The organism is Candidatus Paceibacterota bacterium (assembly GCA_030583765.1).
Taxonomy (GTDB): domain Bacteria; phylum Patescibacteriota; class Minisyncoccia; order 2-02-FULL-40-12; family GWA2-44-9.
Window position 1 is genome coordinate 40601 of sequence record CP129474.1, and the last position, 20576, is coordinate 61176.

Below are 20576 nucleotides of genomic sequence, written 5' to 3' on the forward strand. Positions count from 1 at the left end.
TTTGTATATATGGTATTATAACCACTCACGGCATTCATGAGGAGGTGCTATGCCGGTTGGTCCGAAGTACGTCGTCGGAGGCAAGGTGTTGATTTCGAACGCTCATCCGTCCATCATCGGTCGGATCGGTGTCGGTCCGCACCCCATCGTCAAAATCCTCCCCACGACGAATGCGACTCTGGGAGAGGAGCGGCAGGTCGTCATCCACAACGACGCCCACGGGAAGTTCATCTTCTTCGAACGGGAGGTCGCCCCGGCCCCCTAGGAGGAGCAAGAGCTAGGACCGAGCCAGCGCAATGTGCGCTGGCTCATTTATTTTCGTTTTATACGATAACCAGTCGGCGTGTCGTCTACAGAGTATCCTTTTTGTAGGATTGTGGTGCGGAGTTCGTCGGCGAGCGTGAATGCCTTAGCGCGCTTTGCCTCTTGTCGCTGTTCCGCAAGCTCCCGGATGTCTTCAGGGATAGGAGCGCTTGGACGTGGGATGACACCGAGCACTGCATCAAAGAAATCAAAGAGTTGAAATACTTTTTGCGCGGAGTGCATGTCGATAGTTCTCTGATCTAGCGCAGTGTTAATTGCGCGGATGCTTTCAAAAAGTGTTGCGATAACTGCAGGTGTGTCAAAATCATTATTCAATGCCGAGAGCGCTGCTTCATGGTGCTGCGCAAGCGTGTGGGCAATTGAGGCGTCGTGAGCGTGCGCGTGGGGCGTATCCTCTTCTTGTGCCACTAAGCGGTCAAGGCATTCTTGCATACGAGCCACGGCGGCCTCACTTGCATCAAGCGCCTCGTAAGAAAAAGTAAGCGGGGAGCGATAGTGCGCACCGAGAAGAAAGAGACGGATGGCTTGTGGGGAATACTTTTCTAATAATGCTCGAAGAGAAACGATATTTCCGAGAGACTTGGACATCTTTTCATCTCCCATGTGCAAGAAACCTGCATGCATCCAATGGCGCACGAAGGGGGTTTTTCCTGACGCGGCTTGCTGCTGGGCTATTTCTGCCTCATGGTGGGGGAAAATGAGGTCCTGAGCTCCACCGTGCAAGTCATATTGGGGTCCGAAATAAGTTTCACTGATTGCTGTATCTTCTATGTGCCACCCAGGGCGGCCGTTACCCCATGGTGAATCCCACGAAGGCTCGTAGGCGTAATTTTTCGCTTTCCAGAGCACAAAATCTCGTGCACTTCGCTTGTTCTCTTCAAGTGCTCCTCGTGCACCTTCTAACAGTGTCTTCGCGTCTGTTTGCCCAGATAGCGAACCATAGGCATGGGGGAAGTCGGCCTCATATGCGCGGACGTCAAAATACACATCAGAGAGGCCTGTAGGATCAAGAGCGGCGTGGCCCTCCGCTTTCCGTGCAGGAACCGCATATGCATATCGCTTCGTAATGAGAGTTTGGATTTGCTGAATGATAGCTGTGATGACGTCAGTGGCGCGCACATATGCCGTTGGGCTGGTGATGCCAAGCGCGCGCGTATCGGAAAGAAATGCGTCGGTATACATGCGCGCCACATCCTCCGCTGCTTTTTTCTCAGCGTGTGCGCGCTCAATGATCTTATTATCAATGTCGGTAATGTTCTGGATATACGTTACATGAATATTTTGTGCGCGTAGGGCGCGAGCAACAACATCGAAAACAACAAAGGTTCGTGCGTTGCCGATATGGATGTAATCGTAGACCGTGGGACCGCATACAAACATGCGAATTGCTTCGCCGGGAGCGGCGAGGTGTTCAACTTGTTTTGTGCGCGTGTTGTATGCGTTCACCATATACCAGGTATGATAAGCAAAATACCAGTGATTGTCATGACCCACGCAGTGCCAAGCGCGAGACCGCGAATGGTTGGACTACTCACGTGGTCGCCAACGATTGCCTTATTACTCGCCATATGGGTGATGAGGAGAATGAGCGGTGGAGAGACAATCGCGTGAAGCACGGCGGTGTAAAAAAGTGCCTGTACGGGCGAAATGCCGCCGAGCGGTACAATAAGCCCGATGAATGCCGAAAGAGCAAGTACTATATAAAACGCACGGGCTCGAGAGAATGGTTTATCAAGACTGCGCTCCCAGCCAAAAATTTCCGCGAGCACGTATGCCGCTGATCCTGCGAGGACGGGGATGGCAAGAAATCCTGAGCTGATAAGGCCGAGGGTAAATAAAATATACGCGTATTCTCCTGCGAGAGGCCGCAAGGCCTCAGCGATTTGTGCGACACTGTCCACATCACGTACGCCCGCGCTGTAGAGCGTCGCTCCGGTGAGGGCGACGATAAAATAAGCAACAATATTTGAAAACGACATACCGATTGCGGTGTCGAGCTCAATAATACTCAAGCGATTATCTGAAAGTGGGCGGAACTTACATACGCGAATTCGTGTATTTTTTTCACGCACCTCTTCTGCCTCCTCACTTGATTGCCAGAAGTAGAGATATGGGGAAATGGTGGTTCCAAGAATGGCAAAGAATACAAGTACAGTTTCGCGATCCCACGCAAGCGCAGGGAGAAGCGTGTGAACGAGCATGTCATAGGCGTCACCACGCACAATGGCAAATGCTCCAACGTATGCGAGCAACGAAAGCGCAAGCCATTTAAAAATGGCAACAATAGTAGCATACCGGAGCCATATAATCATCCCGACAATAGCCAGCGTAAAAGCTGTCGCGGTGAGCATTGTTGGCAAGCCAGGAAAGAGAAGTTGTGCCGCGCTTGTCATGCCGGCGATATCGGCGCCAATGTTGAGCACATTGGCGCCGATAATACCACCAGAAACAGTAGCAAGAATCCATGTGGGATAGTGGCGCTTAATATTCCCCGTTAAACCACAGGCAGAGAGCGCGCCAATGCGCGCACTCATCTCCTGAATGGCAACCATAAAAGGGATAATAAATGGGAGTGTCCATAAAAGGCCAAATCCTGTTCGTGCGCCTGCTATAGAATACGAAGCGATCCCAGATGGATCGTTGTCCGACGCTCCCGTGATGAGTCCTGGACCGAGAGCTTTCCAAAATGATCGAATAGAGCGAAAAAATGCCACAGCAAAAATAAAATTGATACACCTAGTATAGCACGAGAATATGCTTTGAGACTCTCTACATGTGTATGATATACTCAAGGATATGACGCACACTCCATTTTACGAGAGAGGCTTATCGCCGGGAGGCATTATTGCGATACTCGCCGGTATCATTGTTGCTGGAAGTGCGCTTTACGTAAGTTATGGCATGCCTGATCGTACAACTCGTGAAGCTGGCGAACCTGCAATTCCCACGCCGACATCAATGCGACCAGAAACATCAGCCCTTGCGCAGGCAGAAGCGCCCCGTATGGCTCAAAAGAGCGCGCTCACGCAGGCACAGCCAGTCGCCTTTACTGGGACAAAGCTTGCGGGCTCACAGGCACCGCTGCTTGATTTTTCAGTAGCAGACTACGCGGCGGCTCGCGAATCGGGGAGGATGATAGTGTTATTCTTCTATGCTAATTGGTGCCCGATCTGTAAGGCGGAGATGCCAAAGATTGAGCAGGCGTTTAATCAGTTAACCTCAGATCAAATTGTCGGATTCCGGGTCAATTATAACGACTCCGACACTGACGATGTGGAAAAGGGTTTGGCACGCGAGTTTGGAATTGCATACCAACACACGAAAGTGTTTGTGAAAGACGGCGCGGTCATTCTGAAATCTGGAGAATCGTGGGACTCGGCCCGCTATGTGCAGGAAATAACAAAGGCACTCCAATAACCTTCTATGCTCGAACTCCCTGTTGCCGCTGCATTTATTGGAGGAATTGTTTCCTTTCTTTCTCCGTGCATCTTACCCATTGTGCCTGGATTTTTAGCATATCTTGCCGGCACAACGCTGGCCGATGCTCCGCAGCGTCGTCGTGACATGCTCATCAATGCGTTTTGGTTCGTATGCGGCTTTTCTCTTGTGTTTGCGGTGCTTGGAGTTCTTCTGCACACTGTACTTGCAACGGTCGCATATGATGCGCGCATCTGGATGTCACGCATCGGTGGCGGGATGATTATTCTGTTCGGCCTTATGCTGATGGACATCATTCATATTCCATGGCTTTCACGGGCGCATGTAGCGCGCGTGCACCCGAATCCTTCGGCGCGGTGGCTCACTTCATTTCTCTTTGGCTCTGCCTTCGCCACAGGATGGACGCCGTGTGTAGGGGCGGTGCTCGGAGCCATTCTCACGCTTTCCATTACCCAACCGGGGTCTGCTTTTATACTTCTTATGGCGTATGCGCTTGGGCTGGGTGTGCCATTTTTATTGGCGGCATTTTTCACGTCCTTCTTCCAAAAGGGTATGGTACGTATTGGCGGCGCCTTGCCGTATATTTCCAAAGGCTTCGGCGTACTGTTAGTGGTTATGGGGGTTCTCGTGGTACTCCAGCGCCTAGAGCGCATTGCGTCGTTCGATATCTTGCTTAGATTTTTGCCCTTCTAATCTTGCGGGTAGGGCGGGGGATTTAGCACTCTTGACTTGAGAGTGCTAAATTTTTTATACTGTCTCTGCATGCTCACGGAACGACAACAACACCTCTTAGAGTTCATTATTCGAACCTATGTACAAACCGCGGAACCTGTAGGCTCTGCGGCGGTGTGTGCGCGTGCTCGGATGGACGTAAGTCCTGCAACAATTCGCAACGATATGCAGGTGCTGGAAGAGCTTGGGTTTTTGGCCCAGCCTCATACATCAGCTGGTCGTGTGCCAACTGACCACGCCTATCGTTGGTTTGTCGACGAGCTTGTGCGTCGCGATGAGCATGCAATGGTTCCCGTTCGCGATCGCCGCCGTATCGATGCCGTTGTTGATGGAGCTGCATCTGACTCGCGTTCGCTCAGCAGGCACCTTGCCGCAACGTTGGCCGACCTTCTCGATAGTGCCGTCATCACTCACGTTCGAGACCATGATGATTTTTATAAATTCGGTCTCTCGGAGTTGATGGCGTTTCCAGAATTTCGGCGCCTTGAGCGCACCATGCAGGTCATGCATTTCGTTGATCGATTTGATGATTTGTTTGGAAGTCTCGAGGATGCGTTCTTTGGACGCTGGCGTGGCGAACCTTTCCGCATCTTTATCGGAAGAGAAAATCCAGTCCGTACGATACAAGATGAGGCCGTCATTGTGGCGCGCTACCGTTTGCCAGGTAATATGTCGGGGCTCCTGACCGTTATCGGGCCAATGCGCATGGATTATCGTCGTAACCTTGCATTGCTTGCCTATGCAACCGATGCAGTATCGCGCGCCGCAGAAGAGTCTGACGCTTCATAATATACCCCATGACACACATTGATATGCCAGAGAAAGAACAGGCGACACTAGAAGAACGCATCATCGAGCTTGAAGGCCAATTGGCTCGTGCGCAAGCTGACTTCATCAACTATCGCAAAGACGAATCTCGTCGAGCGCTAGAGATGACGGAGCGCGCCGGAGAGCGTGTGGTCGCTGATCTTCTTGAGAGCCTTGACTCTCTCGAAGCTCTTGTTGCGCACACGCCGGAGCCAGTCCAGTCTCGACATGCAGACTGGGCAAAGGGCCTGTTGCTCGTTCGAGATCATGTCCGCACTGTTCTCGCTCGCCATGGAGTGGCGGAGATTGTCACAAAGGATGCTTCCTTTGATCCAACGCTTCACGAAGCCATTGGCACCGATGTTGTGCGCGAAGCAGATAAAGACGGCGTCATTACCTCGTGTTTACGCGTTGGCTACACCATGCATGGGCGCGTGCTTCGTCCTGCGCAGGTGCGCGTCGGATCGTTCCGTGAGCAGAAAGAAGAGGCAGTAGCGTAGGTGTATCTGGTGCGAGAATCGCCACATACATGCAACGCACATGCTCCTAAATATATGCGTATTACCCCTTATGATCCCTTTCGTGAAATAGACCGCATGTTCGATGATTTGGCTTTTGGTTTTGCGCCACTGGCGCGCCGGGGCTTTGAGCCAGCAATGGATGTATATCAAACAGAAGCAGACTTTGTTGTCGAGTTGCATGTACCGAAAATCGACGCAAAGCAAATCAAAGTTTCTGTAGAAGACGGCATCCTAAAGATTGAAGGCGAACACGCAGAAGAAAAAGAAGACAAGCGTGAGTATTTCCGCAAAGAAATTCGTCGTGGCAGCTTCGTTCGCATGATTGCCTTACCCGTGCCCGTAAAAGAGGATGAGGCAAAAGCTGTCTTTGAGCATGGCATTTTGAAAGTTTCGCTCCCTAAGGTTGAGGCAAAGCAGGCAAAGGAAGTGAAGATTGAGGTTCGTTAGAACGGGGAGAGTTTCTGCGGAGCGTTGCTCCGCGGGCTACTCTTCCGGTTCGAAGAGTGATCGTATAGAGCACATTCCACATAAACAGTCCCGTCGCAGTCCCAGCGGGACTGCGCGGTCTCACTCGCCCTCGCTCGTCTCCTTACGGAGACACCCTGCCCGCTCGGGCTCCGAATGCTGTTTATTGTGGAATGTGCTCTAACATAATTATCTATGACAAAAATTCTTGGAATTGATTTAGGAACAACAAATTCCGCGATGGCGGTGGTAGAGGCGGGTCAACCTCGCGTTCTTGAGAATGCGGAAGGCATGCGCACTACGCCATCCATTGTTGCTATGAAGGGCAGTGAGCGTTATGTAGGTGTTACTGCAAAGCGTCAGGCGGTTACTAACCCACACCACACGCTCTACTCCATTAAGCGTCTCATTGGGCGTCGTTTTTCCGATGCGGAAGTGCAGAAGGATAAAAATCTTCTCCCGTATCAGATCCGCCAGGGGGCGAATGATTCTGTTGAGGTACTGATGGGGGATAAGTGGTATAAGCCTGCAGAGATCTCTGCTATGGTGCTCCAAAAAATGAAGGCGGATGCAGAGAGCCGTTTGGGGCAGAAAATTACCGAAGCTATCATTACGGTCCCTGCATACTTTGATGACGCTCAGCGACAGGCAACAAAGGACGCGGGAGAGATTGCTGGGCTTACGGTGCAGCGCGTGATTAACGAGCCAACCGCAGCAGCTTTGGCGTACGGATTTAACAAAAAGAAAGATGAGAAAATCGTCGTCTACGACTTCGGTGGTGGCACGTTTGATATCTCTGTGCTCGAAGTGTCAGAAGATACGATTGAAGTAAAGGCAACGGGTGGCGACACGCATTTGGGTGGTGATGATCTTGATCAACGCATTATCCATTTCTTCATTGATGAGTTTAAGAAAGAGCAGGGCGTCGACATCTCAAAAGACCAGATGGCATTACAGCGCCTTAAGGATGCCGCAGAGAAAGCCAAGCATGAGCTTTCAAGTACAACGCAGGCAGAGGTGAATATTCCATTCCTTACCGCAGATGCGAGTGGACCAAAACATTTCACTATGACGTTCACGCGGGCAAAGCTCGAGAGCCTCGTGCACGACCTTATCGACCGTTCAATCCAGCTCACTCGTGATGCGGTGAAGGAGGCCGGCTTCTCACTGTCTGATATCCATGAGGTGGTTATGGTTGGTGGACAGACGCGCATGCCCGCCATCATAGAGGCAGTCCGAACGCTCTTTGGCAAAGAGCCGCACAAAGACATCAATCCAGATGAAGTGGTAGCAATTGGCGCGGCAATCCAGGGAGGCATTATGCAGGGCGACGTCAAAGACGTTTTGCTCTTGGACGTGACGCCACTCTCTCTGGGTATTGAGACTATGGGCGCAGTGATGACGAAGATGATTGAAAAGAACACAACGGTTCCTGTTGCGCGCACACAAGTGTTTTCTACTGCAGCTGATAATCAGCCATCAGTAGAAATTCACGTGCTACAAGGTGAGCGTCCTATGGCGGCGGACAATAAAACGCTGGGACGATTCATTCTTGATGGCATCCCACCGGCGCCACGCGGCGTCCCACAAATCGAAGTAACGTTCGATATTGACGCAAACGGTATCTTGCACGTCAAAGCAAAAGATAAGGCCACAAACAAAGAGCAATCCATTCGCATCGAGGGTTCTTCCGGTCTTACTGAAGATGAAAAGAAACGCATGGTTGCGGAGGCTGAACAATTTGCTGCAGAGGATGCAAAGAAAAAGGAACTTGTTGACGCGCGTAATGCGGCAGAGACGCTCGTATATACGTCGGAAAAAACATTAAAAGATGCTGGCGAGAAAGTGAATGCAGACGATAAAAAGGCCGTTGAGGATGCAGTGGCTGCAGTGAGGAAGGTAAAAGATTCAGACGATGTTGCTGCAATAAAGAAAGCCGTAGAAGATCTTTCGACAGCGGTTCAGAAAGTCGGACAAGCAATGTATCAACAGCAGGCACAGGCGCAGCCAGCGCCAGAAGCTCCAAAAGAAGAAATGAAAGAAGAGAAGCCAGCAGAGGAGCAGAAATAAAAAGAAGGCCCCGACGGAAAGGTTCCGTCGGGGGATGGAGGGGTGCTAGTAAAACCGGACGCTTCGCCGCGCGGGGCGGCCGGAGTGCGAACGGTTCAGGAAGTTGAGCCTGTGATTGGAAGGTTCGCGACGTTCCTGCTTTCGATGCGGCTTAGCGTTGCCGATGTGCCAGCACCCGCAGCGCGGGTCGAAGTACGCATGGATCCTGCTCTTGCTCTTGGGATCCAGGCGCTCATCACTACGCTTTGCCACGCGCCACGCGGCTTCGCGTCCGGGATAGCGACGCTTACCACAGTGTTCGCAGAAGTCGTGCCTCAGTCTTCGTCCTAGCGGGCCGTTATCGGGCATCCGCACCTCCTCTGCACATATCGTAGTCCTGTGTTAGAATGCATGCACTATGGAAACTGTGGATATACGAAAGGAATGGGGGCTTGTAGTACTTACGCTATTTGTGGCAGGAGCATTGTGGGGGACGGCGCGCATGTGGCTTGGGCCGACAGCACAGACTCTCTCTGATCCGTCTTTGTGGGCTCCAGTGCTGCTTGTGGGGATTGTTCTGGCAGCCGTGATGAGCGTCGCATATCTGCTTGTTGGAGATAAGTGGTGGCGCCTTGGCGTTTCGTGCGCTGCGCTTGCTCCGTTGGTGTTAGTGTTGCCGGTAAGCGAAGTATACATTGCGGCGCTCTGTGCTGCCCTTCTGATCCTGAGTCTTGGCGCTCGTGAAGTTGCACTCCACGGGGATCATGGACGCGGCATGGGGAAAATAGTCACTGCACTGTTTATCGCCGCATCTCTTGCGTACCTCATGGCTCCGGCGGTACAGGATCGCGCTAACTCTGGTATTGTGCCCGATAGTGCGATCGGCATGATTCGCAAAACAGTAAGCGCGGTTATCGGTTCCGAACTCGATAGACTTCCGTTCTTTCAGCGCAAAGCCGTGGAGGAACAAATTGCGGAGCAGACTGTTGCAACGATAAATACGCTCTCTGCGCCCTTTGCAAAATATATTCCCGCTGTACTCACGCTTACATTGTTCGCTGTACTCATTAGCGTAAAGCCGATCTTTACATGGCTTGCCTCAACAGTTGCATTCTTTGTGCTCTGGCTTATGCAAAAAATGCACATTGTTGAAATGCGCACAGAAATGGTAGAGCGGCAACGTTTTGTTCTGCGCTAAGGAGTAGGAGTCGCCGAAACTTCTGGCGTAGGCGATGGTGTCGGAGATGGTGTGGGGATCGGGTCTGCTACTACACCGAGTACGGTGATGTCACATCGATCCGTGCGCGCAGGGATGGTGGCGCTTGCCGGATCTCCAGAGATGAGCACCACGGGGTATGCTCCGGGGCTGGTGAATGTAACCGTGAATGATGCACCACTTCCTGTGCGCGGCGAACCTTGCGGAGCGCGCCATGCGTACATGCTTGGGTTGCCTCCCGAAGCGGTGAGCGTAATATTTTCTCCCGCAGTGATAGTTGCTGTGGCTGGGAGACAAAACGTTTGAGGTGGAGCTTGTGAGATATCGATGTTATTTTGGGAGCCAAAGCCTCGGAAAATCTGAACAAAAAACGGACGATCTTGAAGCCACCAACCGGCAGCAACGATGGCGAGCGTTCCCCCTATAGCAAGCAGTGTCTTGCGAAGCGTATGATCCATACCCTATAGTATATGTCTGATTCCCGTGTTCCTACAAGGACAATCTATCCACTATGAAAGATCCCTACAGTGTTTTAGGCGTTTCACGCTCTGCGTCGGCTGACGAAATTAAAAAAGCATTTCGCTCTTTGGCGCATAAGTATCACCCAGATAAGAAGGGCGGGGACGCAGAAAAATTTAAAGAAGTAAATGAAGCATATCAGGTGCTTTCTGATACGGAAAAGCGCGCGCAGTATGACCGTTTTGGATTTGCGGGACAGGGGTCATACGGTGGAGGCCAGCATAATGGTGGGCACGCCGGCTTTGATGGCACAAACTTCTGGGATTTTTTTGGTGGCGGTGGCGGCCAACAACAGCAATCGGGATTTGGTTTTGAGGACATTTTTAGCATGTTTTCGGGCGCCGGTGGATTCGGTGGAGCGCCACGCGGGCCACAAAAAGGGGAGGATATGTATTTTCAAGTGCAGGTAGACAAAAAAGACCTTGGTAAAACGCGCACCTTTTCTTTCGAGGGATTTGTGCCGTGCACAACGTGTCATACAAGTGGCGTGAAACCCGGCTCGCGTATGAAGTCATGTGAAACGTGTAAGGGCTCTGGGCAAGTGCGCCAACAGGTCCGAACTCCTTTTGGCGTTTTTGCACAGACTGGGGTGTGCAGCGCATGTGAAGGGCAGGGCGAGATACCGGAAAAGAAATGCGATGCCTGTGACGGCGTCGGTCGTTCGCGCGGCAAGAAAACGGTAGAAATTCACATCCCTGAAAAACTCGAAGGGGATTACGCTATCGCCTTGCCTCAATTTGGGCATGCTGGCACGCGCGGCGCTCCCGCTGGAGATGTAGTTATCACCCTCAAACGCTAAACAAAAAGCAGTGTGTCGTGCTACACTGCACGCGTATGGATGTACTCGATCAGCTCGATCTCTCGCATATTGGCGCCAACATTCAGGCGCTTACTGGCCCGCAAGAATTATTTGGCATTGCAATTGTTGCAATTATTGCACTGTATGGCATGAGCGTGGGGAAAACTCGCGCCATTATCTCTCTATTAAGTATCTATATCGCTTTTACGCTCGCTTCTGCATTTCCGTTTGTCGGGTTTTTGGAGCGCGTTCCATTTATAGCCAACACTGATGCTGGCATTGTGCGCGCCGGTCTCTTTCTGGTTGCATATACGGGCACTTTTTTTATCTTTCACGGGACATCGCTCCGCTCGCGACTATCTATGGGGGAGATGAAGCTCGCGCATGTACTTTTGATTAGCGTGGCGCAAGTTGGGTTTCTTATGAGTATTCTTTTGTGGTTTGTGCCGTTTACTGCATTACCAGATCACATTGCAGCGCTCCACTCTTATTTTGGGACTCCGGAAGCATTTTTTGTATGGGCACTCTTGCCGCTCGGCATCATGCCCTTTGTGCACGGTCATAAGTAAAACAAAACCCGCCGATGTGTTGGCGGGTTGCGGGGCGTCGTATGGCATTAGCCGATGCGGCGCATGAGGAGATCAAACAACAGAAGCATGGCAGGAATGAGCATCAAGCCCACCTTCCTCCCACTGTGGTACAGCTTTGGCGTGAGGGCTCTCGTACCCCTAGCTTTTCGGTCATTTTCCAGAATGAGAGGAAGCGCCCAGAGTGTCCCAGCGACGAGGGGCGCGCTTACGAGCCCTGAACAGATCGTGAGCATTATCGTGTTCGATATCTCGAACACCTCGCACGCCTTCATGCTCAAAGCGATCCCGAGAAAGAGCGCTACGGCGCTTGCTGAAAATGTCACCACTCCGTCGATGACGCCAGCACCACAACTGAATTCTGCGTTGTGCTCTTCGTGGTCAATCGACGACGATGTGATGGTCTCCATCGCCACCTCCTGGATATATACTATATCATATATTACAAAAAAGTACAGAGCCCTTTTGGGGCTCTGTGGAACTTTACCTGAGTAGTTGTTTTGTTATTTCTTTCCCATGCGTTCAGCATACTGACCAGTTTCGGTGTTTACGCGAATAATATCACCTTCTTCAATAAAGAGAGGAGCATTGATCATGGCCCCAGTATCAATCTTTACTTGCTTTACGCCGCCTTGGGCAGTATCACCACGAATTGCCGGGGGCGCTTCCACAACAGTAAAATCCATTTTAACGGGGAGTTCTACATTAATGATCTCTCCGTTAAACATGAGAGCATCAAGTACCGTGTTTGCTTTCAAAAACTGCACTCCGGTTCCGATAATCTCTTGCGCGAGTTGGAAGCGCTGAGAAGGGCTATTCTCTTCCGAGAACCAATACTGGTCACGGTGATTGTAGAGAAATTTTACCTTCTTGCGCTGTACATCCGCTTCTTCAAACACGTCAGATTGCGCGAAGTTGCGTTCAAGCACCTTGCCGTTAATGATGTTACGCATGCGTGTCTGCACGACAGGCCGGCGTTGCTGCATTTTAAGATGATGTGTTTCAAGGACCATGTACGGCTGATCCTCATATATGAAATACATCTTTGGTTTTAAGTCATTGACGCCTAGTGACATAGGAAAATAAGGTTATTGTGCCGGACGATTGTACTACAACTTTGCCCGTGTTTCAAGACAAGGAAAGATCAGTAAAAAAGCCTTTATTACCATTCACAAAGAGTGAAGCGGGGAGCAGTTTGCCGCCGGGTCGCTGCAGTGAATCAACGGCAAGAACGCCGGAGCCACACGTTACGAGTAGAGAACCTTGTGCATATGCATATACCGTTCCAGGAGCTCCTGTGCCCGTGGTTTCCGGAAGCGGGTGAGCGCGGTGAACGCGCACGTCCTCACTATTCCAAGGTGTCCATGCGCCCGGTTCGTGTGCGAATGCGCGAATATGATTGTATGCCGCTTCACTCGATTGCTCCCATGGTATGCGGCCCATATCTCTTGTAATCATGTGTGAGAACGTTGCTCGTTCATGGTCCTGTGGCTGTTCTTGTGCCGTGCCCGCTTTGAGTTGGAGCAGTGCGGTGTGCATGAGTTCAGCACTGTCTCGTGCGGCGCGCTGGAGTACTTCAGGATAATATTCGTCGGGACCGATCATAAAAGGCTCTTGTATGATAACGGGACCGTGATCCATCTCTGCATCGATGCGCATGATGCTTATAGCGCTCTGCGTTACGCCGTCTTTGATCGCGTATTGTAATGGTGCCGGGCCGCGATAGAGGGGGAGCTTCGACGGGTGCGCATTTATAAACCCGTGGCGAGGAATTGCAAGGAGCGCCTCTGGAATAATCTTTCCATACGCAACGACGACACACACGTCGGGTTGCAGTGACGCGATCAGCTCATGTGCATCAGTTCCTTTTACGGTGGTTGGTGTATAGATCGGAATATTATGCAATTCAGCAATGCTGGCGACGGGGGATGGCGTGAGTATTTTTGATCTACCTTGATGCTTTGCTGGCGCACTCATAACACCGCATACATCGAATTCCGATGATTCAATCAGCTTCTGAAGTGTTGGCACAGCGAACGTTGGGGTGCCCCAAAAAAGAACTCGGTAGCTCATGATGTTTTTTTCTGTTCTTTAGCGCGGTCAGCAATGACGGTGCCATTAAGGTGATCAGTTTCGTGCTGGAGCACGCGAGCTAAAAAGCCGCGCGCCCTAAATTTATACTTCTTGCCATCGGCGCCATAGCCCTTAAACATAACTTTTTTGGATCGAAAGATGGGCATGTATGTTCCAGGTATGGATAGGCACCCCTCTTCAATGACGTCCGTTTCTTTTGAATACTCAGTAATTTCCGGATTCGCAAAAGCATCTGGGATGCCATGTTCTTTTGCGAGCTCAGCATCAATCACAAAAAGACGGAGTTGGTGACCCACTTGGTTTGCCGCGAGGCCAACGCCATTTGCGGCAAGCATAGCAGCTCGCATATCAATGATAAGTTGCGCAAGGCGCCCGCTCCCAAACCAATCGTCAGGGACGTCAGGCATTGCTGCTCTTAAGATTTTCTGTGGAATAGTAACGATTTCCATTGCGGATATAGTAGCAAGCGCGAGACCTTACAGCAACGCCTCATCGAGCGACGGAGGGTTGGCAATAACACGCCACGGTTGTGGGACATGTGGTGCGATGTGCGCAAAGTCATGTATTTCTTTTGTGCGGACAAGAATAACGCCTACGGTTTGTGTGCGATCTCTAAATATGAGCGCGGGTACTGGTGTGCGTATCGTTATGCGATCTGCTAATTCGTGGTGCTGAATGGCTTGCGTGAGAAGTTGAGCGCATGTCTTTGCATGCGTATGCACATGTGCGGGAGACGTCCCTCGAATCGTGAGAGCAATCAGGTGCCACGCGGGTGGATAGCCGGTCGCATGGCGCGCGGCATATTCGGATTCGAGCCATTGTGCGGAATCATACTGAGCGGTAAGCGCGGGGTGGTGTGGCGCGTACGTTTGTATATGTATGCTTTCAGGTTCCCATGCGCGAAGGAGCGCAATAGTTGCCGCGCTCAACTCGTCATTAGCAAAATCAGGACGATAGGTGAGCGTATCAAAAGCGGGCACAATAATTCTCCGAAACGTTAAAGCATGTTTCCAGCGAAAGATTTTTGCTGTGGCAATGAGTATGCTGTCTTGGTGTGTGTGCAACTTCGCTAGCACGGCTTCCGGATGGGGCGTTGAGTCATCAAGCGTGACAACAGGCACGTCTGGAGCGAGGAAAGCGCTGAGCGAGGCTATTTTTTCTATCCCCGGCGTGCCAGTCGCATAAAGTGATACTTTATGGCACCGCGGACATCGATCGGGTGCAACGCGAGATTGTGTGCAGCGATAGCACATGAGCTGTGGTGGTTCAGTGGCGCGCGTGATTCGCATCGGGATATTACAGTTAGTACATGCTGCATATGCGCCGCAGAGGCGACACGTATAGAGTGAAGCAAATCCTTTTCGTGTCGCATATATAAGCGTGTGTCCATGAGGGTCTGCGCGGAACATGTCTTCGATGTTGCGTGCATATATATTTGCGTGACCCGCTGCGCGTTCCGCTCCCATATCAACGATATGGAGAGCATGAGAGCGATCAAGAAAATTTGGCGTTTTATTGCTGCGTGGACGCACCAAGGGAAAAGCGGTGATAGTCGTATAGTTTGCTCCCCACTGCGCCGCGAGCCACTGCGCGAATGTGGCAGCGTGGAGGCGCGGAGCGCCTTCGCTCCAATGTCCTATGTGTCGCGGGTCAACCACAACAATGTGCGCACAATGGGTAAATGGCGCAAGGAGTGCGCTTCGTGTACCAATAATGACGCGAGCATCTCCGTTCGCAATTTCTGCGCGCGCTTCTGTGAGAGCTTTTGCGCCGATGTTCTGCGAGAGTGCGACAGGTTTATGCGCTGCAAGTGCTTCCATGTATACAGGAATCCACTCACTATCCGGGACAACGATGCATACCTGTTCTTCCTTTTTGCGTATCGAGCTGCATATCTTCTGTAGCGCAGCGCACTCCTCAGCAACAGAAACAACCATTTCATGCTCGGACGGTTCCTTGCGTGGTGTTTCAGGGAGGCGAGGCAGTAGTGATGTGCGTGGACGTGCGCGAGACAGGTCAGGGAAAAGAAGAGTGCACGCTGTGGCGAGAGAAATACACGCTGTTTTTGCAACCCATGTAGCAATGGCGAGTGCTCCGTCGCTCACTATGAGATTAGGGTCATGGGCGGAGATAATTTTTTTTGGCGCAAATGACCCAGAGCGTATACGCTGACGAGCTTCGGTGAGCGGATGCACCGCAAGGACGATGCCGTGGATTGTGCGGCGGGCGAGGGGGATCTTCACCAGTGATCCACGAGGTACGGGTGACGGCGAGAAATAGGAAAGCGTTTCGGGCGCCTGAATGGGGATACGTGTAAGCGGAATAACGGTAAGAATTACCATTGTTTTGCTTAGTGTAGCGTACCTATAGGGGTCCGCAATGGCTTCACAGGAGAGGGGAATACGGTATACTGATACGCATGGATATCCGTGTGCGCATTGCGCCTTCTCCGACGGGTCTTTTGCATATTGGAACCGCTCGCACGGCGCTTTTTAATTGGCTTTTTGCGCGGCATACGGGCGGTGCATTTCTTATACGCGTTGAAGATACTGATAAAGAACGTTCAACAAAAGCTTTTGAAGACGATATTCTCAATGGTTTAGCGTGGCTTGGTCTCACAACAGATGAAGATGTGGTGCGTCAGTCGGAACGAACACACGTCTATACCGAACGTCTCGAGCAGCTCCTTACGGAAGGGAAGGCATTTTGGTGCCACCACACAAAAGAAGAGCTCGATGCTGAGCGCGTAGGTCAAACGGAACGCAAAGAGGCATTGGTACACGTGTGCTCGCATAAGCATGAGGCTCGAGGCAAAGAGCCCGGCCAAGTCATTCGTCTGGTGGGCGTCACAGAGTCTCGCATGCTGGTCTTCCCAGACGTGATCCGTGGTGACATTGCCTCTGATGCGCTCTTGCTCGGCGACATGGCTATTGCAAAGAATGTTCATGAGCCTCTCTACAATTTCGCTGTTGTTGTAGACGACGCTGACATGCGCATCTCTCACGTGATTCGTGGAGAGGATCACATCTCCAACACGCCAAAGCAAATGCTGATCGCAGAAGCGCTTGGCGTTGCGCAGCCTCTTTTTGCGCACGTGCCTCTCATTTTAGGTACGGATCGATCTAAGATGTCGAAACGGCATGGCGCAACTTCCATCATGGAATATAAAGAGGACTTTTTGCCTGAAGCACTTATCAATTTCATTGGAACTCTTGGGTACACATACGACTCGGAGCTCTTATCAAAAGAAGAAATGGCAAAAGCGTTTGACCTCGCTCGCGTACACCCCAGTGGAGCCATTTTTGATCAGGCAAAGCTGCACTGGATCAATGCGCAGTACATTCGGAAGTTGACCCCAGAAACCTTGCGTGAGCTTGCACAGATCCCTGCGATGCCCGACGCTGCTTTTCCATTCGTGAGTGAGCGACTCGATCGTTTACGCGACGCAACGTCGTTCGCATTTTTCTGGGAAGACCCTCAGTATGATGCCGCACTGCTTTCATGGAAGGGTGCATCACTCACGGAGGCACAGAAAGCGCTTGCTCGGGCACATGATGTACTCAAAGGCATTGCCGACTTTGATGCTCCATCGGTACGCACTGCACTTGAAAGTGTCGCGAGTGAATTTGGTGGCCGCGGACCGATTTTCTGGCCAGTGCGCGTTGCGCTATCGGGCGCGGAGCGATCGCCTGACCCTGCGGATATCGCGGGCGTGATTGGTCGTGAAGCAACGTTGCGACGCATTGATCACGCACTGTCCCTATGCACGCTATGATGTTTATCCGCCTTACGATTGCACATATGCTCGTCGCTAGCTCCATCGTTCTTTTGATGGCGCCCGCGGCATTTGCTGCAGAAGATCCCCGTGTTACTGAGCTGCGTCAGCAGATCCAGCAGCTTGAGCAACAAGCGAGCCAGTTTAAATCAAACATTGCTGAGGAACGCGCGAAAGCCGATTCATTGCGTAAAGAAATAAACTTACTTAACACGCAGATTCAGAGCATAGAAAATCAGTTAGCGCTGACCAGTAAAAAAATAGAGCGCACCACTTTTGAGATTAGGGGTGTAGAGGGCACTATCGGAGAGAAGGAGACTTCAATTTCGCGAAAGAAAGAATCAATTGGGAGACTCGTGTTTGCTCTCGACCAATATGATCAAGAAAATATCCTCGAACTTCTCATGAAGAGCTCGAGCATGTCTGACTTTCTACGCCAAGAGCAGTACGCAGAAAGCGTCGCGCAGGAATTATTAGAAGTCATTGAAGACCTAAAGCATGAGAAGGCGGTGCTCGAGGGTAGCCGCCAAGAACTGAAGGCAAAAGAGCGCGAGCTTGAACAGTTGAGCACTGAACAGATGAACACGAAGCTTTCTCTGGGGTCGGCAAAATCAGGAAAGAACACGCTCCTAACCCGCACGAAGGGACAGGAGGCAGAATACCAGAAGATGCTCAAAGAGATTGAGAAGCGGCAAGCAGAATTCTTTGCCGAACTCATCGAGCTGGAGCAAAAAGTTATTGCAGGAGGATTTTATAATGTGCGCGTCCAAGCAAAGAATCTTCCACCAAAAGGAACGAAGATCTTCCAGCCGCCATATCCAAAGGGGGAGTATGTCATTACGCAGGGTTTCGGCATGACTTCGTATGCTCGCCGTGGTGCATATGGTGGAAAGCCACATAGTGGCGTTGATATGGTTGCGGGACACGGAACGCCAGTGCGATCCATTGGCGACGGCGTGATTATTGCGAGCGGCGTAAACAACCCAGGGTGGGGGAATTGGATCGCGGTAAAGCACCCCAATGATTTAGTGAGCGTATACGGGCACTTGAGCTCCATTGTTCCATTTGGGCAGGGGGCCGCTGTGCAGGTTGGTACGGTCGTTGGGTTTGAGGGTTCAACGGGTAACTCAACGGGGTCGCACCTTCACCTCAGTTTGTATAAGGAATTCTTTACATACACCAACGAGAGTAACGGCATGCTCTACTTTAACTATTTGCAGGGGACAATTAACGCGCTTGACTACATGTAATCATGAGAACAGGTACCATTCTTATTTTGGGTGGAGGATTCGCAGGGGTGCGTGCGGCGCTTGATCTCGAAAAAACACTCGGCGCTCGTGCAAATATTATTCTTGTAGATAAAAATCCATATCATTTATTTTTGCCGGCGCTTTACGAAGTCGCTGCAGCATATGGCGCACCTCGCGACCCGTACACTATTATGTTGCGTCGCACTGTTGCAATTCCATTTAAAGAAATCTTTGAAGGAAAAAGAATCACTCACATACAAGCATCAGTCTTAGACGGGGATATAGAAAAGCGCATTATTCGTACCGATACAGGAGTAGAAATCCCCTATGATTTTCTCATCGTTGGGCTCGGAAGCGAGGCTGCTGACTTCGGCGTCCCTGGTGTGACAGACTACGCGTATGGGTTCAAGACGTTGGATGATGCAATCGCTATTAACACTCGCCTCGCCGACCTATTCCAAGAAGCCGAGCGTGGCGAACGGCGACTTCCCATTCGTGTGCTCGTGTGTGGTGCCGGCTTTACGGGTATTGAGACCGCAACGGAGATAGGCTCATGTGTGAGAAAATTTGCGCGTGAGTGTAAGCTGCGTGGCCAACCGACCCATATCATGCTATTCGATGCGAACCCCGATCTTCTCCCACATGTTTCTGACGGTGAGCGCGAGCGTATTAAAGCTCGTCTTACCGCACGTGGCGTGGCGCTCGTTTCTGGTGCACGCGTTGCTTCCATCGAGCCTTCTCGAATTCATCTCGCTGATGGTCGCAGTTTTGATGGAGACATTATTATTTGGACTACCGGCGTTCGTGCGCCACGAGTTCTCGATCGCATTCACGGGCTCGATCTTACTCCTCAAGGTAAAATGATTGTTGGTGAGCAGCTCAACATGCGACGTCACCCCACCGTGTTTGGCGTTGGCGACGCAATCCACTTCATAGATCATGCGACACAGAAACCAATCCCAGCGATGGCATACCTTGCCATGGACCACGGAAAGGTTGCTGCGCAGAACATTCTCCGCATGATCGAAGGCAAGGAGCTTCGCACGCACAAGCCGTCGTACAGCATTTGGGTTGCTCCTGTTGGAGGCAAGTATGCCGTGGCACGTCTTCCGGGAGGGATTATTTTTGGAGGATTCGCTGCATGGCTCTTCCGTGAGTTCATTGATCTCAATTATTTTATTTCCATCTTGCCATTTAAGAAGGCGCTCGCGTTATTCTGGAGAGAGATAAAAGTTTTTACTACAAATGACCTCTAGGGACGCACTAGGGGAGAGGAGCCTGTTTTTTAAAGGGGGTCTCCCCCGATATCCGGTGGGGAAGGGGTGCGTGAACGATATACAAAAAGAAGTGCGCGTGAGAAAGAGAAGCGTGTGATGCACGAGCCACACTGATGAGATCGCATCCAAAAAAGACGTTAGGGGAAAGATCTGAGAAATTTCAAAAACCCATTTTTTCAAGGCTTTCAGAGTAGTGGTACGTCGCATAACCTATATTGTGCGACTTCCTCTCCTACGCGTGATATGGCGTTCTCTTATAAAAATCAAAGCGGCCCGAGTGTGGGCCGCTCTTCTCTTTTTGATCCTCAGTACATCTTTTGAGAAGCCTCCTACCTCTCTTTGACGCCCCGGCACTCCTTGGCACCGATTCTGACCTTCAGGCACCCTGCGCCCTTGTTCATGTCGTGCGGGTGCATGCGGATCAAGAACCTGCCTCCCAGAGTCTCCAGGCGCGTCACTGTGGGTGCGCCGACCTTCGTAGCGCCATCTTCGATGACGCACACGCGGTCAACGGGAACCGTCCCAAACGCTTCAGCGCCCTGTGGGTTCAGTTCGATGTACATGACTCCGGTCATCTCGTGCACATCGGCGAACTTACCGCACGTTGCGCGCTCATGTACCGGCAAAAGCGTTTTCGTTTCGCCAACGAGAAACGTTTGTGCCGCGAACGCTAGGATCAAAATCATCTCCGCCTCCAAGACATATTATACAATAATATCGTAA

Annotated in this window: 22 protein-coding genes and 1 pseudogene; 14 read left to right on the forward strand and 9 right to left on the reverse strand. The window is 51.3% G+C overall.

From position 1 onward, the window contains the following. The first annotated feature begins 49 nt into the window (after positions 1-49). Positions 50-265, forward strand: coding sequence for a hypothetical protein (locus QY311_00145; protein WKZ27159.1), 216 nt, complete (start codon positions 50-52; stop codon positions 263-265). 47 nt (positions 266-312) lie between these two features. On the opposite strand, the gene cysS is transcribed toward QY311_00145, so the two are convergent. Together cysS and QY311_00155 are read right to left on the reverse strand one after the other, a co-directional pair. Then, the gene (gene cysS / locus QY311_00150) at positions 313-1773 is read right to left on the reverse strand and encodes a cysteine--tRNA ligase (GenBank protein WKZ27160.1); all 1461 of its coding nucleotides are present in this window, start codon (positions 1771-1773) and stop codon (positions 313-315) included. Then, positions 1767-3038, reverse strand: coding sequence for a divalent metal cation transporter (locus QY311_00155; GenBank protein WKZ27161.1), 1272 nt, complete (start codon positions 3036-3038; stop codon positions 1767-1769). Before QY311_00155 ends, cysS begins: the two co-directional genes overlap by 7 nt. A gap of 82 nt (positions 3039-3120) precedes the next feature. Here QY311_00155 and QY311_00160 point away from each other — a divergent pair, with 82 nt between their 5' ends. From QY311_00160 to QY311_00195, 8 genes and pseudogenes are all read left to right on the forward strand, one after another. Next, positions 3121-3741, forward strand: coding sequence for a thioredoxin family protein (locus QY311_00160; GenBank protein WKZ27162.1), 621 nt, complete (start codon positions 3121-3123; stop codon positions 3739-3741). Positions 3742-3747: 6 nt separating this feature from the next. After that, a complete protein-coding gene (locus QY311_00165; GenBank protein ID WKZ27163.1) occupies positions 3748-4455 on the forward strand; it encodes a cytochrome c biogenesis protein CcdA in 708 nt (235 codons plus the stop codon). 69 nt (positions 4456-4524) lie between these two features. Beyond that, positions 4525-4758, forward strand: a pseudogene (locus QY311_00170) (DeoR family transcriptional regulator). A 21-nt stretch (positions 4759-4779) separates the two neighbouring features. Next, entirely contained in the window at positions 4780-5283 is a 504-nt protein-coding gene (locus QY311_00175) for an HrcA family transcriptional regulator (protein ID WKZ27435.1), read from the forward strand. An 8-nt stretch (positions 5284-5291) separates the two neighbouring features. Then, positions 5292-5801, forward strand: a complete 510-nt coding sequence (locus QY311_00180) for a nucleotide exchange factor GrpE (protein ID WKZ27164.1) — start codon at positions 5292-5294, stop codon at positions 5799-5801. Positions 5802-5855: 54 nt separating this feature from the next. Further along, positions 5856-6269 (forward strand): Hsp20/alpha crystallin family protein, encoded by a 414-nt coding sequence (locus QY311_00185; protein WKZ27165.1) that lies wholly within the window; start codon positions 5856-5858, stop codon positions 6267-6269. A 213-nt stretch (positions 6270-6482) separates the two neighbouring features. Beyond that, positions 6483-8357, forward strand: a complete 1875-nt coding sequence (gene dnaK, locus QY311_00190; GenBank protein WKZ27166.1) for a molecular chaperone DnaK — start codon at positions 6483-6485, stop codon at positions 8355-8357. A gap of 397 nt (positions 8358-8754) precedes the next feature. Then, positions 8755-9534, forward strand: coding sequence for a hypothetical protein (locus QY311_00195; protein WKZ27167.1), 780 nt, complete (start codon positions 8755-8757; stop codon positions 9532-9534). Here the strand turns inward: QY311_00195 and QY311_00200 are convergent. Continuing rightward, positions 9531-10010 carry a PKD domain-containing protein gene (locus QY311_00200; GenBank protein ID WKZ27168.1) on the reverse strand — a complete coding sequence of 160 codons (480 nt, stop codon included), beginning with the start codon at positions 10008-10010 and terminating at the stop codon, positions 9531-9533. The two genes, QY311_00195 and QY311_00200, sit on opposite strands and share 4 nt — an antisense overlap. Positions 10011-10063: 53 nt before the next feature. Here QY311_00200 and QY311_00205 point away from each other — a divergent pair, with 53 nt between their 5' ends. Continuing rightward, the gene (locus QY311_00205) at positions 10064-10870 is read left to right on the forward strand and encodes a DnaJ domain-containing protein (GenBank protein ID WKZ27169.1); all 807 of its coding nucleotides are present in this window, start codon (positions 10064-10066) and stop codon (positions 10868-10870) included. A gap of 35 nt (positions 10871-10905) precedes the next feature. After that, complete coding sequence (locus QY311_00210) at positions 10906-11439, forward strand: hypothetical protein (GenBank protein ID WKZ27170.1); 534 nt, start codon at positions 10906-10908, stop codon at positions 11437-11439. Positions 11440-11486: 47 nt separating this feature from the next. Here QY311_00210 and QY311_00215 read toward each other — a convergent pair whose 3' ends face one another. From QY311_00215 to QY311_00235, 5 genes are all read right to left on the reverse strand, one after another. Next, entirely contained in the window at positions 11487-11867 is a 381-nt protein-coding gene (locus QY311_00215; GenBank protein WKZ27171.1) for a hypothetical protein, read from the reverse strand. A 93-nt stretch (positions 11868-11960) separates the two neighbouring features. Beyond that, positions 11961-12533 (reverse strand): elongation factor P, encoded by a 573-nt coding sequence (locus QY311_00220; protein ID WKZ27172.1) that lies wholly within the window; start codon positions 12531-12533, stop codon positions 11961-11963. Positions 12534-12585: 52 nt separating this feature from the next. Beyond that, complete coding sequence (gene fmt, locus QY311_00225; protein WKZ27173.1) at positions 12586-13530, reverse strand: methionyl-tRNA formyltransferase; 945 nt, start codon at positions 13528-13530, stop codon at positions 12586-12588. Continuing rightward, positions 13527-14000, reverse strand: coding sequence for a peptide deformylase (def, locus tag QY311_00230; protein WKZ27174.1), 474 nt, complete (start codon positions 13998-14000; stop codon positions 13527-13529). Before def ends, fmt begins: the two co-directional genes overlap by 4 nt. A 27-nt stretch (positions 14001-14027) precedes the next feature. Beyond that, a complete protein-coding gene (locus tag QY311_00235; GenBank protein ID WKZ27175.1) occupies positions 14028-15893 on the reverse strand; it encodes a hypothetical protein in 1866 nt (621 codons plus the stop codon). A gap of 77 nt (positions 15894-15970) precedes the next feature. On the opposite strand from QY311_00235, the gene gltX reads away from it, so the two are divergent. The 3 genes from gltX to QY311_00250 are packed head-to-tail and all read left to right on the forward strand — an operon-like array spanning position 15971 to position 19832. Then, complete coding sequence (gltX, locus tag QY311_00240; protein ID WKZ27176.1) at positions 15971-17326, forward strand: glutamate--tRNA ligase; 1356 nt, start codon at positions 15971-15973, stop codon at positions 17324-17326. Continuing rightward, positions 17323-18576, forward strand: coding sequence for a peptidoglycan DD-metalloendopeptidase family protein (locus tag QY311_00245; GenBank protein ID WKZ27177.1), 1254 nt, complete (start codon positions 17323-17325; stop codon positions 18574-18576). Before gltX ends, QY311_00245 begins: the two co-directional genes overlap by 4 nt. A 2-nt stretch (positions 18577-18578) precedes the next feature. Continuing rightward, positions 18579-19832, forward strand: coding sequence for an NAD(P)/FAD-dependent oxidoreductase (locus QY311_00250; protein WKZ27178.1), 1254 nt, complete (start codon positions 18579-18581; stop codon positions 19830-19832). Between the two features lie 350 nt (positions 19833-20182). Here the strand turns inward: QY311_00250 and QY311_00255 are convergent, their stop codons facing one another. Then, complete coding sequence (locus tag QY311_00255) at positions 20183-20539, reverse strand: hypothetical protein (protein WKZ27179.1); 357 nt, start codon at positions 20537-20539, stop codon at positions 20183-20185. Positions 20540-20576 lie beyond the last annotated feature (37 nt).